The sequence below is a fragment of the Arthrobacter sp. GCM10027362 genome, from assembly GCF_042679445.1.
Taxonomy (GTDB): domain Bacteria; phylum Actinomycetota; class Actinomycetes; order Actinomycetales; family Micrococcaceae; genus Crystallibacter.
The window spans coordinates 1-14,350 of record NZ_JBHTML010000100.1 but is presented as its reverse complement, the minus strand read 5'-3'; the positions used below and the strand labels follow the sequence as shown (position 1 = coordinate 14,350).

General features: G+C 70.0%; 12 protein-coding genes and 1 pseudogene. 6 read left to right on the top strand and 7 right to left on the bottom strand.

Annotation, left to right across the window (positions count from 1 at the left end):
• On the bottom strand, window positions 1-727 hold a 727-nt coding region (locus tag ACFQ36_RS14150; RefSeq protein ID WP_377014637.1), incomplete at its 3' end, for a YeiH family protein.
• A 102-nt stretch (window positions 728-829) separates the two neighbouring features.
• Here ACFQ36_RS14150 and ACFQ36_RS14145 point away from each other — a divergent pair.
• Genes ACFQ36_RS14145 through ACFQ36_RS14135 form a run of 3 tightly spaced genes read left to right on the top strand, consistent with a single transcriptional unit; the run spans window position 830 to window position 4,201 of the window.
• Window positions 830-2,380, top strand: coding sequence for a circularly permuted type 2 ATP-grasp protein (locus ACFQ36_RS14145; RefSeq protein WP_377014635.1), 1,551 nt, complete (start codon window positions 830-832; stop codon window positions 2,378-2,380).
• 37 nt (window positions 2,381-2,417) lie between these two features.
• On the top strand, window positions 2,418-3,353 hold the full coding sequence (locus tag ACFQ36_RS14140; RefSeq protein ID WP_377014633.1) for an alpha-E domain-containing protein: 936 nt from the start codon (window positions 2,418-2,420) through the stop codon (window positions 3,351-3,353).
• A complete protein-coding gene (locus ACFQ36_RS14135; RefSeq protein ID WP_377014631.1) occupies window positions 3,350-4,201 on the top strand; it encodes a transglutaminase N-terminal domain-containing protein in 852 nt (283 codons plus the stop codon). Before ACFQ36_RS14140 ends, ACFQ36_RS14135 begins: the two co-directional genes overlap by 4 nt.
• Before the next feature lie 84 nt (window positions 4,202-4,285).
• On the opposite strand, the gene glgC is transcribed toward ACFQ36_RS14135, so the two are convergent.
• Window positions 4,286-5,557, bottom strand: a complete 1,272-nt coding sequence (gene glgC / locus ACFQ36_RS14130) for a glucose-1-phosphate adenylyltransferase (RefSeq protein ID WP_377014629.1) — start codon at window positions 5,555-5,557, stop codon at window positions 4,286-4,288.
• 89 nt (window positions 5,558-5,646) lie between these two features.
• On the opposite strand from glgC, the gene glgA reads away from it, so the two are divergent.
• Window positions 5,647-6,846: a glycogen synthase gene (glgA, locus tag ACFQ36_RS14125; protein WP_377014627.1), complete on the top strand. Its 1,200-nt coding sequence runs from the start codon at window positions 5,647-5,649 to the stop codon at window positions 6,844-6,846.
• On the opposite strand, the gene ACFQ36_RS14120 is transcribed toward glgA, so the two are convergent.
• The 5 genes from ACFQ36_RS14120 to ACFQ36_RS14100 form a co-directional block, all read right to left on the bottom strand.
• Window positions 6,822-8,246 (bottom strand): DUF4389 domain-containing protein, encoded by a 1,425-nt coding sequence (locus ACFQ36_RS14120; protein WP_377014625.1) that lies wholly within the window; start codon window positions 8,244-8,246, stop codon window positions 6,822-6,824. The two genes, glgA and ACFQ36_RS14120, sit on opposite strands and share 25 nt — an antisense overlap.
• Before the next feature lie 25 nt (window positions 8,247-8,271).
• Window positions 8,272-9,261 carry a zinc-dependent alcohol dehydrogenase family protein gene (locus ACFQ36_RS14115; protein ID WP_377014623.1) on the bottom strand — a complete coding sequence of 330 codons (990 nt, stop codon included), beginning with the start codon at window positions 9,259-9,261 and terminating at the stop codon, window positions 8,272-8,274.
• A gap of 19 nt (window positions 9,262-9,280) precedes the next feature.
• Entirely contained in the window at window positions 9,281-9,691 is a 411-nt protein-coding gene (locus ACFQ36_RS14110) for an Hsp20/alpha crystallin family protein (RefSeq protein ID WP_377014622.1), read from the bottom strand.
• Between the two features lie 80 nt (window positions 9,692-9,771).
• Window positions 9,772-11,850, bottom strand: a complete 2,079-nt coding sequence (locus tag ACFQ36_RS14105; RefSeq protein WP_377014621.1) for an acyl-CoA dehydrogenase — start codon at window positions 11,848-11,850, stop codon at window positions 9,772-9,774.
• Window positions 11,847-12,476, bottom strand: coding sequence for a TetR/AcrR family transcriptional regulator (locus ACFQ36_RS14100; protein WP_377014619.1), 630 nt, complete (start codon window positions 12,474-12,476; stop codon window positions 11,847-11,849). Before ACFQ36_RS14100 ends, ACFQ36_RS14105 begins: the two co-directional genes overlap by 4 nt.
• A 179-nt stretch (window positions 12,477-12,655) precedes the next feature.
• On the opposite strand from ACFQ36_RS14100, the gene ACFQ36_RS14095 reads away from it, so the two are divergent.
• Window positions 12,656-13,975 (top strand): acetyl-CoA C-acetyltransferase, encoded by a 1,320-nt coding sequence (locus tag ACFQ36_RS14095; RefSeq protein WP_377014617.1) that lies wholly within the window; start codon window positions 12,656-12,658, stop codon window positions 13,973-13,975.
• A 3-nt stretch (window positions 13,976-13,978) separates the two neighbouring features.
• Window positions 13,979-14,350, top strand: a pseudogene (locus ACFQ36_RS14090) (3-oxoacyl-ACP reductase); the annotation flags it as partial.

The window sequence follows — 14,350 nt, the reverse complement described above, 5'->3', positions numbered from 1 at the left end:
CGCGCCGGCCGTGCAGGCTCACCGCGGCCACTATCGGGGCCAGGGTCGCCACGCGCACCAGTTTGACGGCGACGGCGACGGCCAGTGCCGCCGAACCGGCCGTTTGCGCCGCCGCGACGACCTGGCCGACATCGTGCACGGACGCGCCCACCCAGAAGCCGAAGGTCTGCGCGGGCAGGTGCGCCAGCTGCATCAACGCCGGCAGCACGGCAATGGCCAGCGTGCCGCACAGGGTCACCAGCGCCACCGGGGCGGCGGCGTCCCGGTACCGGCTCCCGCGCGCTGCCGCTACGGCGGCAATGGCCGAGGCACCGCAGATGGAGAACCCGGCCGCCAGCAGCAGCGGCTGTTCCCCGGGCAGCCGGAATGCCTTCGCCAGCAGGTAGGTACCGGCGAAGGCGGCCAGCACCAGCAGCACGGTCAGCACCAGGGCAGGCCAGCCAAGTTCGGCCAGCTGGGCCAGTGAAAGCCTGGCCCCGAGCAGCACGATGCCCGCACGCATCAGGGTCTTCGCGGAAAACCTCAACCCGGAGGCCAGGCAGCCGGCCACGCTCCCGGATATCCCCGGCAGGTTGGCCGCGAGGATGCCCCACACGATGGCGAAACTCATTGCCGGGACCGCCGGCCAGAGCGCGTGCGCCCCGAAGGCCAACAGCACGGCCGCCACGGCGGCGGCCAGCCCGGGCAGCAGGTCCGGCAGCGCGGTCCGGGCGGATGGTGTGTGCACCTGCCCATCCTAGGGGAGCGGGAGAGCGATCCTGCCAGGGGTGAAACACGCCGGAAACGGCCCGGCTATGAAAAACGCCTTGCGGCATGAAAACCTTTTGGCATGTCTGACCTCTTCCAGGACTATGAAGCCGCGGCCGCGCGCAGCACCGCCTATGACGAGATGTTCGGCCCCGGACAGATTCCCCGGGCCGAATACGCGCATGTGGCCGCCGCCCTGGGGGCGCAGACACTGGCGGATGTGACCGCCCGCGCGGATTCGATGGCGCGCACTTTCCTGGACCGCGGGGTCACCTTCGATTTCGCCGGCGAGGAACGCCCCTTCCCGCTCGATATCGTGCCGCGCGTTATCTCTGCTGCCGACTGGGACATCCTGGAGCGTGGCGTGGCGCAGCGGGTGCGCGCGCTCGAGGCCTTCCTGCAGGATGTCTATGGGAAGATGCACGTGATCGGCGACGGGGTGATCCCACGGCGCCTGATCACCTCCAGCGCGCATTTCCACCGCGAGGTTTCCGGCTTCGATCCCGCCGGCGGGGTGCGGGTGCACGTTTCGGGCATCGATGTCGTGCGGGACCATGCCGGCACCTTCCGCGTGCTCGAGGACAACGTGCGCGTGCCCAGCGGCGTGAGCTATGTGCTGGAAAACCGGCGCGCCATGGCCAAGGGCCTGCCCGAGGCCTTTGCCCAGTCCAGCGTGCGGCCGGTGGAGGAGTATCCGCGCCGGCTGCTCTCGGCCCTGCGCAAGACGGCACCGCCGGGCGTGGCGGATCCCACCGTCGTCGTACTGACCCCGGGCGTGTTCAACAGCGCCTATTTCGAGCACACGCTGCTGGCGGGCCTGATGGGCGTCGAACTGGTGGAGGGCCGGGATCTGATCTGCCGCGGCAACCGTGTCTACATGCGCACCACGGCGGGCGAGCAGCGCGTGGATGTGATCTACAAGCGGATCGACGACGACTTCCTGGACCCGCTGCAGTTCCGCTCGGACTCGGTGCTCGGCTGCCCGGGGATCGTCAATGCCGCGCGCGCCGGCAACGTCACGATCGCCAATGCCCTGGGCAACGGCGTCGCCGACGACAAGCTGGTCTACACCTACGTGCCGGACCTGATCCGCTACTACCTGGGCGAGGAGCCGATCGTGCCGAACGTGGACACCTTCCGGCTCGAGGAGCCCGCGGCGCGCGAGGAGGTCCTGGACCGGCTGGACGAGCTGGTGGTCAAGCCCGTGGGCGGCTCCGGCGGCAAGGGCCTGGTGATCGGGCCGGATGCCTCGAAGGAGGAGCTGGAAGCGCTGCGCGCCAGCGTCCTGGCTGATCCGCGCGGCTGGATTGCCCAGCCGGTGCTGCAGCTGTCCACCGTCCCTACCCTGGCCGGAGGCCGGTTCGGCCCGCGCCATGTGGACCTGCGCCCGTTTGCCATCAACGACGGCGACGACGTCTGGGTGCTGCCCGGCGGGCTGACCCGGGTGGCGCTGAGGGAGGGCTCGCTGATCGTCAACTCGAGCCAGGGCGGCGGCTCCAAGGACACCTGGGTACTGGCCGGCACGGATGCCGCCCCGGCTCCGGCGGCACCTGCCGCACCCGTGACGGTGCGCGAACGGACCAGCGTTTGGCCGATCGAATCCAACTGGCAAGACAACCAGCAGGAGCAATGAGCATGCCCCTGGAACCGAATGAAGGAGTTGCGCCCGGATGCTGAGCCGAATCGCCGAATCCCTGTTCTGGATCGGACGCTATGTCGAGCGCGCCGACGGAACAGCCCGGATCCTCGACGTGAACCTGGAACGGCTGAACCAGCTGCCGGCGCCGGAGCAGCGCCTGGTATCGCGCCAGCTGCTGGGCATCATGGGTGTCCGCCCGGATGCCGGGAAGCTGGAAGACCTCGGGCTGTCCTACCTGCTGGACAAGCTTGCCTATGACCGCACCGGTCCCACCTCGATTGCCGGCGCGCTGGGGGCGGCCCGCGAGAACGCCCGGCGTGCCCGGGAAACCGTCTCGTCGGCGCTGTGGGAGTGCCTGAACACCACCTGGTACGGGCTGAACCAGCACCGCAAGGACGTGGTGGGGACCTACCGGTTCTGCCACTGGGTGCTCGAGCGGACGGCCATGGCCAAGGGCCTGTCGGATACCACCATGAGCCACGACGAGGGCTGGCAGTTCATGATCCTGGGCCGCAGCCTCGAGCGGGCCGACATGACAGCCCGCATGCTGCAGACCCCCGAGATGCTTTCCTCCGGTTTGTCCTGGGTGAACATGCTGCGCTGTGCCGGCGCGTACGAGTCCTTCCTGCGGACCCGGCGGGCGGCCTTCGGGGACGAGCACGCCGCCGAGTTCCTGCTGCTGGACCGGCTCTTCCCGCGCTCGATCGTGTATGCGCTCAGCGATGCCGAACAGGCGTTGGAGCGGCTGGATCCGTCCTACGAGCGGGTGGGCTTCATCAACGACGCCCGCCGGATTGTCGGCCAGGCCCGCACCTTCCTGGAATTCCACCAGACCACCGACCTGATGGCGGAGCTGCCCGAGCACATGGACCGGGTGCAAAAGGCCTGCGCCCGCGCCTCCGACGCCATCACCCGCAAATACTTCGCGCAGACAGTGGACCTGTCGTGGGTAGGAGAAGTTTCATGACGCGCCTGCGGATCGAACACCGTACCGGCTATGCCTATGACCGGAAAGTGACGCTGTCCTACAACGAGGCGCGGATGACGCCGGTGACCGATTCCCAGCAGGTGGTGCTGGAATCGGCCCTCAAGGTCAGTCCTGCCGGCGCGGTGCTCAGCACCTACCGGGACTACTGGGGCACCCGGGTGACGGCCTTCGACATGCAGGTTCCGCACGATTTCCTCGAGGTAACCGCGGTGACCACCGTGGAGGTGCACCGCAGCGAGCGGGTGCCGCCCGAAGGAGAACCGGCCGGCTGGGACGGGCTGGCCGACGAGTCCGTGCTGGACGGATTCTCCGACTGGCTGCCCCAGACCCGGCTGAGCGAGCCGGGGGAGGAGGTGCGCAAGCTGGTGGCAGGCCTCGCGGAGGGGTGCGGCCCGCATGAGGCCGCGCACGCGGTGATGGCCTGGATGAAGGGCGAAATGCAGTACGTCAAGGGCGTCACCGGCGTGCAATCCAGCGCGGAGGAGGTCTGGAACCACCGGAAGGGCGTCTGCCAGGACCTGGCCCATCTGGGCATCGGCGCACTGCGCAGCCTGGGCGTCCCGGCCCGCTATGTGTCCGGCTACCTGCATCCGTGGCCGGAGGCTGCCCTCGGGGAGACCGTGGCCGGGCAGTCGCACGCCTGGCTGGAGTGGTGGGACGGCCAGTGGCGGGCCTGGGATCCGACCAATGCCGGACCGGTCGGCGACTTCCACGTCTCCGTGGCCCGGGGACGCGACTACCGGGACGTGCCGCCGCTGAAGGGCATCCTGGCCGGCGGCGGAGGCTCGCGGCTGACCGTGAGCGTGGACGTCACCCGCGTCGCCTGACAACCCGACAGGCCTGTATATCGAACCACAAGGGTTTGGGCTTGTGATCCTTCGGGGTGCGGCCGGACCAGGTGGCCGGGCACCTTACTGGGCGCCGGCCACCGTGTCCGGGGTGAGCACGGGCTGGCCCTTGCGCAGCACGGTCAGGCCGGAGTCCGTGACCGTGAAGCCCCGGGCCTTGTCCTGCTCCGCGTCCACGCCGATGGTGGCTCCGGCCGGCACCTGGACGTTCTTGTCCAGGATGGCCCGCCGGACCACCGCGCCCTCGCCGATGCGGACATTGTCCATCAGCACGCTGCCATCCACATGCGCGCCCTCGGACACGTAGACGTTGTTCGCCGCCACGGAATGGCGGACGACGCCGCCGGAAACCACCACACCGGCGGCCAGGATGGAATCATGGGCCGCCCCCTCCCGGCCGCTGACGCCGCGGACCAGCTTGGCCGGCGCGTAGACGTTCTGGCGGGTGTAGATGGGCCACTCCAGGTTGTACAGGTTGAACGCGGGCAGCGGACGGATCAGGTCCATGTGCGCGTCATAGTAGGAATCCAAGGTGCCCACGTCGCGCCAGTACTGCCGGTCCGCCTCGTTGGCCCCGGGGACGTCGTTGGCGGTGAAGTCGTAGACGGCGGCCTCGCCGCGTTCGACGAAGTAGGGGATGATGTCCCCGCCCATGTCGTGGTTGGTATCCAGGCGCTCCGCGTCCACGTCCAGGGCCCGCACCAGCGCGTCCGTGTTGAAGACGTAGTTGCCCATGGACGCCAGGAAGCTCTGCGGGTCGTCGGGCAGCCCGGGTGTGCTCGCGGGTTTTTCCACGAACGCGCTGATCCTGCCCGGCGCTGTGGTATCGGTTTCGATGACACCGAACTGGTTGGCCAAGTACAGCGGCTGGCGGACGGCGGCCACGCTGACCGAGGCGCCGCTGGCAACGTGGGCGTCCACCATCTGCCGAAAGTCCATCCGGTACACGTGGTCGGCGCCGATGACCACGACGATGTCCGGCCGCTCGTCCTGGATCAGGTTCAGCGACTGGTAGATGGCGTTTGCGCTGCCCAGGAACCAGCTCTTGCCCCGGCGCTGCTGGGCCGGCACCGTCGCCACGTAGTTGCCCAGCTGCGAGGACAGGCGCCAGGTTTCGGAGATGTGCCGGTCCAGGCTGTGGGACTTGTACTGCGTGAGCACCACGATCTTCAGGTAGTGCGAGTTGACCAGGTTCGACAGCGCGAAGTCGATCAGCCGGTAACTTCCGGCGAACGGCACCGCGGGCTTGGCCCTGTCCGCGGTCAGCGGCATCAGGCGCTTGCCCTCACCGCCGGCCAGAACCACTGCCAAAACCTTCTTCTGCGGCATGAACACATCCCCATTTCTGTTCCCCAAAGCCCAACTGTGAAGCGGTACTTTTTTCAGACTAGGTGAGAAGTGCTGGCTGCACTACGTTAGATGTCGTGCGGATCGATATTGTGACAAAGGAATTTCCCCCGGAAATCTACGGCGGCGCCGGGGTTCATGTGGCCGAGCTCAGCCGGGTGCTGGCGGATAAGGTGGACCTGAACATCCATGCCTTCGGCGCGCCGCGCCCGGAGGACTACCACGGCGCGCACGTGCGCAGCTATGCGGTGCCGGACGGACTCAGGGACGCCAACGCAGCGGTGCAGACGCTCGGCGTCGACCTGGAAATGCTCACCGGCATGCAGGGCGCGGACCTGGTGCATTCGCACACCTGGTACGCGAACATGGCAGGCCATCTGGGGTCCCTGCTGCACGGCATCCCGCATGTGCTCAGTGCGCACTCGCTGGAGCCGCTGCGCCCGTGGAAGGCAGAGCAGCTCGGCGGCGGCTACCGGCTGTCCTCCTGGGTGGAGAAGACCGCCTATGAGGCGGCCGCTGCCATCATCGCGGTGTCCGCGGGTATGCGGTCCGACATCCTGCGCTGCTACCCGGGGGTGGACCCGGCCAGGGTGAAGGTGGTGCACAACGGGATCGACGTGGACCTGTGGCAGCGCGACGAAAACGACGACGCCGTGCGCACGCTCGGGATCGATCCGCAGCGCCCCTCGGTGGTTTTCGTTGGCCGCAATACGCGGCAGAAGGGCGTGCCCTACCTGCTGCGGGCCGCGGACCAGCTGCCGGGCGAGGTCCAGCTGGTGCTGTGCCTGGGCGCCGCGGACACCCCCGAGCTGGCCGCCGAGACCACCGGCCTGATCGAGGGACTGAAGTCCCGCCGCGACGGCGTGGTGCTGATCGAGCGGATGCTGCCGCGCCACGAGCTGATCCAGGTGCTCAGCCACGCCACCGCGTTCGCCTGCCCGTCCGTCTACGAGCCGCTGGGGATTGTGAACCTGGAGGCCATGGCCTGCGGCGCCGCCGTCGTCGCCAGCGCCACCGGCGGCATCCCCGAAGTGGTCCAGGACGGGGTCACCGGCACCCTCGTGCCGCTGGAACAGGTCGCGGACGGCACCGGCACGCCGCTGGATCCGGAGAAGTTCGTCAAGGACTTCGCCGCCGCGCTGAACGCCACGGTGGGCGATCGGGAACGGGCCCGCCGCCAGGGCGAAGCCGGCCGGAAGCGTGCCGAGGAGCACTTCTCCTGGCACTCCATCGCGGCGAGCACCCTGGAGGTCTACCGCGGCGTGCTCGGCGGCTGACCGTATGCGGCGCTGCCGGTGCCGGTCCCTGGACCGGCACCGGCAGCGCCGGGGTCGGCCGGCCCCTGGTCCAGGCGGAACGGCGGGTACTCGTCCCGCATCAGGCCCACGTAGGCGTAGACCCGGTAGATCCAGCGGTTCAACCCCATGACCAGGGCGAACAGGTCAGGGCGGTACCTGCCGGTGAACAGCAGGACGACCCCCGCGATGAACACCAGCAGCCCCAGCAGCCCAATGCCGGCGCCCCAGTTGCCGCCGTTCCCACGCGCCCACCACAGTCCGGCACTGCCGGTCAGCACCGACACAATGAGCAGGTGCGGAACGGCCAGCAGCCACGGCTTGACGAGCACCAGCCAGTTGTTCAGCCGCTGCGGATAGTCCACGTCGAAGTCTGCCGGGTAGTCGGTGCGGGCCAGCGTGAACGGCGGGTACCTGTCGGTGCCCAGCGCGGCGAAGGCATAGAAGGCCACCCGCCACTGCCAGCGCAGCACGCCCACATTGAAGTTGAAGAGGTTGCGGGGATACCTGCCGGTGAACAGGATGGCGACCCCGGAGGCGATGGTGGCCACCACGAAGGCGAACCAGAGGATGGCCAGCACGATATAGTGCGGGACGGCCAGCAGCCATTTCACCAGCCACAGCCCGCGGGACAGCTCCGGGTCCAGCGTGCCGGACAACCGTGCCGGATAGGGCGCCGTTGCGGCGGCAGGCCCGGTGCCGGCGGGAATGAGCCGTCCCAGCCCGGCGGCCCCGGCCAGCAGCAGGGGCACGCCGACCACCAGCATGGCCAGGCCGCCGGTGAGCAGTCCCAGCGCGAGCGGGCCGAGCAGCTCCGAGCGTGCCCCCGCCTGCAGGTCGACCAGCAGCGGGCGGCTGGCATCGGCATTCATCACGACCACCACCCAGTTGCCCGGGCGCAGGTTCAGCGGCAGTTCGTGCCGGCCGGTGCCTGTGCTGGAGGAGGCCCAGAAAGTCTGCTGGCCCGGCGGCTCCGGTGCCCTGCTGCCGGCAATCTCCCGGTACCGGGCCTGGAACGGATCGAACTGGACGTGGTCCAGGACGGAGCGCGCGGTGCCGGCCAGATACCGGTCCACATCCGCCTGCCGGGCCACGCCCAGGAAGACCGGCTTGGCCGGATCGGCGTTCTGTCCGCGCAGTACCAGGCTGACCAGTTGGTCCATCCGGGCCGGCAGCGGCAGTGTTTCGGCGGCAATGTCCGCCCGCATGGTGGTCAGCGCGTACGAATTGACCGCGTACCGTTCCACGGGCACCGTCAGGTAGCCGTCCTGTTGCTGCCTGGCCCACGCACTGCCGAGCGTCCCCGCGGCGATCACCAGGGACAGGCCCAGCATCGCGAGCAGGGTGCCAATAACCAGCATGACCATGCGGCCTGGCTTCACGGCGGGCCTCCCGTCCAAAGTGCGATCAGGTCATCATGTGCAGCACGGCGGCGCCGGTGATCCGGTCCGCGGCCAGGTCCATCAGCGCCTGGTCCGCGGCTTCCAGCGGGTAGGGGACGGTGGTCGGGCGCAGCGGAATGTCCGCGGCCAAGGCCAGGAATTCCTCGCCGTCGCGCCGGGTATTGGCGGTGACGCTGCGCAACTGCCGCTCCTGGAACAAGTCCGTCTCATAGTGCAGCGGCGGAATGTCGCTCAGGTGGATGCCGGCGATGGCCAGGGTGCCGCCGCGGTCCAGGGCCCGCAGCGCCGGGGGCACCAGCGTGCCCACGGGCGCGAACAGGATGGCAGCATCCAGCGGCTTCGGCGGAACGGCGTCGGTGTCGCCGACGAACACGGCACCCAGTTCCGCGGCGAGCCGGCGCGCGGCCGCCGACCGTGTCATGACATAGACCTCGGCGGAGCGGTACAGGGCCACCTGCGCGGCCAGATGGGCCGAACCGCCGAAGCCGTAGATGCCCAGCCGGCCGCCCGGCGGCAGCGCGGCCCGCTCGAGGGCGCGGTAGCCGATAATGCCCGCGCACAGCAGCGGCGCGGCCTCTTCGTCGGAAAACACCTCCGGGAGGAAGTACGCATAGTTCTCCGGTACGGTCAGCAGTTCGGCGTAGCCGCCGTCGTGGTGCCAGCCGGTGAATTCCGAGGTCAGGCACAGGTTCTCCTGGCCGCGCAGGCAAAAGCGGCAGCGGCCGCAGGTGGAGCGCAGCCAGGCGACGCCCACCCGGTCGCCGACGCGGAAGCGGCGGCAGCCCTCGCCCAGCCCGATGACTTCACCGACCGCCTCGTGCCCGGGAACAACGCCGGGCCGCAGCGGCGGCAGGTCGCCTTCGGCCAGGTGCAGGTCCGTCCGGCACACGCCGCAGACCCGGACGGAAACCAGGATTTCGTCCGGCCCGGGCTCCGGGTCCGGCCGCTGTTCCCAGCGCAAGGGGCCGCCCGCGGCCGGGCCGGGCGTTGCCACACCCCAGGCGCGCACCGGTTCAGCCCCGGTTGATCGTCACTTTGCCGGTCCCGGCCGGCGGCTCCTGCGGCACCGGGATGCGCACCTCCAGGATTCCGTCCCGGTAGCTGGCCGTGACGTCCTCCTGCCGGCAGCCCGGGGGCAGGTTGATGTTGCGGGAGAAGGAGCCGTACCTGAACTCGGTCCGGTAGCCGCTCTTGGCCTTCTCGCCGGCCTGTTCCCGGCGTTCCCCGCGGATGTGCAGGACGCCCTCGCGGACGCTGATGTCAACGTCCCGGTCCGGGTCGATTCCGGGCAGTTCGGCCCGAACCACCATGGTTTGTCCGTCCCGGAATTCCTCGACCCGCAGCCACGAGGCCTCCCACTCGCCCTCGAAGAACCGCCGGAACGGCTCCGGCAGGTCAAACCGGTCCCTGCGCATTCCGACCATGATCCACGTCTCCTCTTGCCGGTCCGGCGGTGGACAGCTCCAGAATAGCGGCGCCACCCGGTACCGGGAAGGTGCAGCCGTCAGGCGCGGGCCTTCAGGTACTTCTCCGGGACCGGGGCGCTGCCGCTGGCCCGCCGGGCGCGGGCCCACGCCATGGCCTCCTGCTGCCGGAGCTCTTCCGCACCGGTCGCGATGGCCGCGCGCAGCTGCCCCGGACCGTAGCCGAAGGCGTCCACCAGGTCCTGCGCGTGCGGGCGCAGCCGGTGCAGCAGCCGGTTGAGGTAGGGGCCCAGGGTGCGGGCGCGCTGGGCGGAAAGGCGGCCGTTCATCAGGTACCAGCCCAGGTGCTTCTCGACCAGGCCCAGCCCGAACAGGTCCCGCAGCCAGGTGAGCACCTCGAGTGTCCCGGGGTCCCGGATCCCCTCCAGCGCCCGGGTGAAGGCCTCCCACTGCAGCAGTTCGCCGTGCGCGCGGGCGGCTTCGATCAGCTCGTGCTGGTGCCGGTTGAACACCTTCGCCGACTCGGCGGGGGACAGCTTGGCGGCGCCGCGGAGGGCTCCGGCCAGCTGGACCACCATGGCGCCGACCCGTACCGTCAGCAGCTCGCGCTGGCTGCCCGCGTCCTTGAGGTAGTTGGCGGCCTTCTTGTCCGAGCCGCTGTCCGCGACCGTCTGGACGACCTGGCGCAGTCCGGTACGGTGCAGCGTGACGTCGGCTGCCTGCGCCGCCATCCAGCGGGCCAGCGCGCCGAAATCGGCCTTGCGGAATTCCTTGGCATAGTCGGCCAGCAGCCGCTTGGCCACCAGCTGGAGCAGGACGTTGTTGTCCCCTTCAAAGGTCACGTAGACATCCAGATCCGCGCGCAGCAGCGCCAGCCGGTTCTCGGCCAGGAAGCCGGCCCCGCCGCAGGCCTCGCGGCATTCCTGCAGCGTATCCAGCGCGTGCCAGGTGCTCAGCGGCTTCAGGGCGGCGGCCAGGGTTTCCAGGTCCTGCCGGTCCGCGTCCGTGTCCTCGGCTCCGGAGAAGACGCTGTGGAACCGTTCGAGCAGTTCCTCGTGCGCGAAGGAAGCGGCATAGGCGGTGGCGAGCCGGGTGAGCAGCCGGCGCTGGTGCAGCTGGTAGTCCAGCAGCTTCTGTTCGTCGGCGTTCGGGCTGGCCGTGAACTGCCGGCGCTCGTTCGCGTACCCGACGGCGATGGCCAGCGCCGCCTTGCTGGCGGCGACGGCGGCCCCGTCCAGCGAGACCCGGCCCTGGACCAGGGTGCCAAGCATCGTGAAGAAGCGGCGGCCCGGGTTGGCGATGGGCGAGGAGTAGGTCCCGTCCGCGGCCACGTCCCCGTACCGGTTTAGCAGATTGGCGCGGGGGATGCGGACGTGGTCGAAGTGCAGGCGTCCGTTGTCGATGCCGTTCAGGCCGCCCTTGAAGCCGTCGTCCTCCCCGCCCACGCCCGGCAGGAACGCGCCGTCGTCGTCCCGGATCGGGACGAAAAACGCGTGCACGCCGTGGTTCACCGGGTGGTCCGCTTCCGGCGTGATGAGCTGGGCGAAGACGACGGCGGCCTTGCCGTCCCGGGCGGCGTTGCCCAGATAGTCCTTCCAAGCTCCCCGGAACGGGGTATGGATCACGAACTCATCGGTGGCCGGATCGAAGGTGGCGGTGGTGCCGATGGCGGAGACGTCCGAACCGTGGCCGGTTTCGGTCATGGCAAAGGCGCCGGGCAGCCGCAGGCTCAGCACGTCCGGCAGCCATTTGTCGTGGTGCCCGGCGGTGCCCAGGTGCAGGATGGAGGCGCCGAACAGGCCCCACTGCACGCCGGCCTTGATCTGCAGCGACGGATCCGCCAGCACCAGCTCCTCGAAGCCGGCGATATTCCCGCCCGGATCGTCCGCGCCGCCGAACCGGGCCGGAAACGCCCGGTGCACGCTGCCATGGTCCGCGAGGTACTGCAGCTGGGTGGAGACCCGCCGCCGGTGCTCGGCCATGGTCTGTCCGTGGATGCGCTGCAGCCCGGGGGTCGCCGCCAGTTCCCTGGCAGTGCGGCGGATGTCCGCCCAGCGGCCCAGCAGGTAACCGCCCAGCAGGTCGACGTCGACGCCCTGGCCGGCGGTGTCCGCGCCGGCTGCGGTACGTGTTCCGGTCAGTTCTGCGGATTGTGTCACGGGGACTCCTTGGTGGGGATGGCGGGCAGGGCCAGGGGCGTGCCGGGAAGCTGCTCGGCAATGCCGGTCAACAGCCAGCCGGTCAGCCGCTCGGTCATTTCCTCGCGGGTGGGCTTGTCCGGCTCGTCCGGGCTCCCCAGCCACAGCTCGCCGGCGGCCCGGACCATGCCGATGGCGGCCGGCGGCCAGTAGCGCAGGGCCCGCAGCTCCGCCGCGGTGCTGCCCGAGGCGTGCAGCCGGGCCTGGATGGCGGCTTCCATCATCCGGGTGATGGCGGCGAAGAAGTGGCTCAGCGCGTCCGGTTCGCCGCCTTCCGGGCCGGCGAGGGCCGCGGGGATGTCCGCGCCGGCCCGCGTCACGAAGGCATAGACATTGGGCGAGGTCTCGGCCATCTGCAGGTAGGCGGAAACCATCGCCCGCAGTCCTTCGTGCGGCGTCCGGGCCGTTGCCGCGGCTTCCTGCAGGCGGGCCTGCATCTTGCCGATCACCACCTCGCCGACGGCGCGCTGCAGGCCGGCCTTGTCCCCGAAATAGCGGTAGAACACCGGTTTGGAGGTGCCGGCGGCGGCGGCAATGTCATCCATCGAGGCGCCCGGACCAAGGACATGGATAGCCTGTCGGGCCATGCGGATCAGCTCACGGCGGCGGTCCGCCCGGTGACGGTCCCAGCGGGCCGAGCGGCCGTCGCCGGTTCCCGGGGAAGAAGCAGCCGTTGCGATATTCACGTTACCGAGCGTATCAGTTACGCTTGGTAACGGTAACCAGCCCGTGCCGGTCCGCCGGAGCACATTCAGGAGCGAGTTTGATGGCAACAACATCCGAATCCCAGCCGATCCGCAGCGCCGTCGTCATCGGCGGAAACCGCATCCCCTTTGCCCGCGCCAACGGGGCCTACGCCGGCGCGAGCAACCAGGACATGCTCACTGCGGCCCTGGACGGGCTGGTGGCCCGCTTCGGCCTGCAGGATGAACGGATCGGCGAGGTGGCCGGGGGCGCCGTGCTCAAGCACTCCCGGGACTTCAACCTCACCCGCGAGGCAGTGCTGGGCTCGGCGCTGTCGCCGGAAACCCCCGTCTACGACCTGCAGCAGGCCTGTGCCACCGGTCTGGAAACCGTCGTCGGGCTGGCGAATAAAATCAAGCTGGGCCAGATCGACTCCGCCGTCGCCGGCGGGGTGGACTCGGCCTCGGATGCGCCGATTGTGGTCGGCGAGGGCCTGCGCACCGTCCTGCTGGAGCTTGGGCGCGCCAGGAGTGCCAGGCAGAAGCTGGCCGCGCTGGCCCGGCTGCGGCCGAAGGACCTGGTCCCCCTGGCCCCGGGCACTGCGGAGCCGCGGACCGGACTGTCCATGGGCGAGCACCAGGCGCTGACCACCGCCGCCTGGAAGATCACCCGCGAAGCCCAGGACGAACTGGCGCTGGCCAGCCACGCGAACCTGGCCGCCGCCTACCAGCGGGACTTCTTCGACGACCTGGTCACCCCGTACCGCGGCCTGGTCCGGGACGGGAACCTGCGCGCGGATACCTCGCTGGAGAAGCTGGGCAAGCTGCAGCCGGTCTTCGGCAAATCCCTCGGGGAGGAGGCCACGATGACCGCAGGTAATTCCACCCCGCTGACCGACGGCGCCTCGACCGTGCTGCTCGGCTCCGAGGAGTACGCCCGGCGCAAGGACCTGCCGATGCTGGCCCGCCTCGTGGATGCCGAGGCCGCCGCGGTGGACTTCGTCCACGGCAAGGAGGGCCTGCTGATGGCCCCGGCCTATGCGGTGCCCCGCCTGCTCGCCCGCAACGGACTGACCCTGGCGGACTTCGATTTCGTGGAGATCCACGAGGCCTTCGCCAGCACCGTGCTGTGCCATCTGGCGGCCTGGGAGAGCGAGGAGTTCTGCCGCGACAAGCTCGGCCTGGATACACCGCTGGGAAACGTGGACCGCTCCCGGCTCAACGTCACCGGGTCCTCGCTGGCGGCCGGCCACCCCTTTGCCGCCACCGGCGGGCGGATCGTGGCCACGCTGGCCAAGCTGCTGCACGAGCAGGCCGCCGCCGAGGGCCGGCGCGGCCGGGGCCTGATCTCCATCTGCGCGGCCGGAGGCCAAGGAGTTGCCGCCATCCTGGAGGCATGCTGAACGATGGCCACGGCACAGGACAGCTACCTGAGAGTGCTTTCACATCCGCTGGCCCGGAACCTGGCCGGCAAGCTGGGGCTGCCCCGGCCGGCGGCGCTCCGCCGCTACCGCCGGGGCGATCCGCTGCTGCCCGGGCCGGTGCTGGTGCTGGGCTCCGGGGACGGCGCCGACGCGCTCGCTTCCGCGCTGCTGGGCTGGGACCTGGATGTCCGGCGGCACGCCACGCCGGGGGAGCGGATCGGTGCGATTGTGGCGGTGCTGGACGAGGTGGCGGAGCCCGCAGACCTGGCCGCTCCGGCCCTGGCCATCGGCGCCTCGCTGCGCGTGCTGGCACCGGGCGGGCGGATTGTCACGCTGTCCCGCCCGGCCGCCGGG

Bases quoted from the DNA above. Each gene is read 5' to 3' on its own strand.
- ACFQ36_RS14145 (WP_377014635.1), top strand. From the start codon at position 830: ATGTCTGACCTCTTCCAGGACTATGAAGCCGCGGCCGCGCGCAGCACC.
- ACFQ36_RS14140 (WP_377014633.1), top strand. From the start codon at position 2,418: ATGCTGAGCCGAATCGCCGAATCCCTGTTCTGGATCGGACGCTATGTC.
- ACFQ36_RS14135 (WP_377014631.1), top strand. From the start codon at position 3,350: ATGACGCGCCTGCGGATCGAACACCGTACCGGCTATGCCTATGACCGG.
- ACFQ36_RS14110 (WP_377014622.1), bottom strand. From the start codon at position 9,691: ATGGTCGGAATGCGCAGGGACCGGTTTGACCTGCCGGAGCCGTTCCGG.
- ACFQ36_RS14100 (WP_377014619.1), bottom strand. From the start codon at position 12,476: ATGGCCCGACAGGCTATCCATGTCCTTGGTCCGGGCGCCTCGATGGAT.
- ACFQ36_RS14095 (WP_377014617.1), top strand. From the start codon at position 12,656: ATGGCAACAACATCCGAATCCCAGCCGATCCGCAGCGCCGTCGTCATC.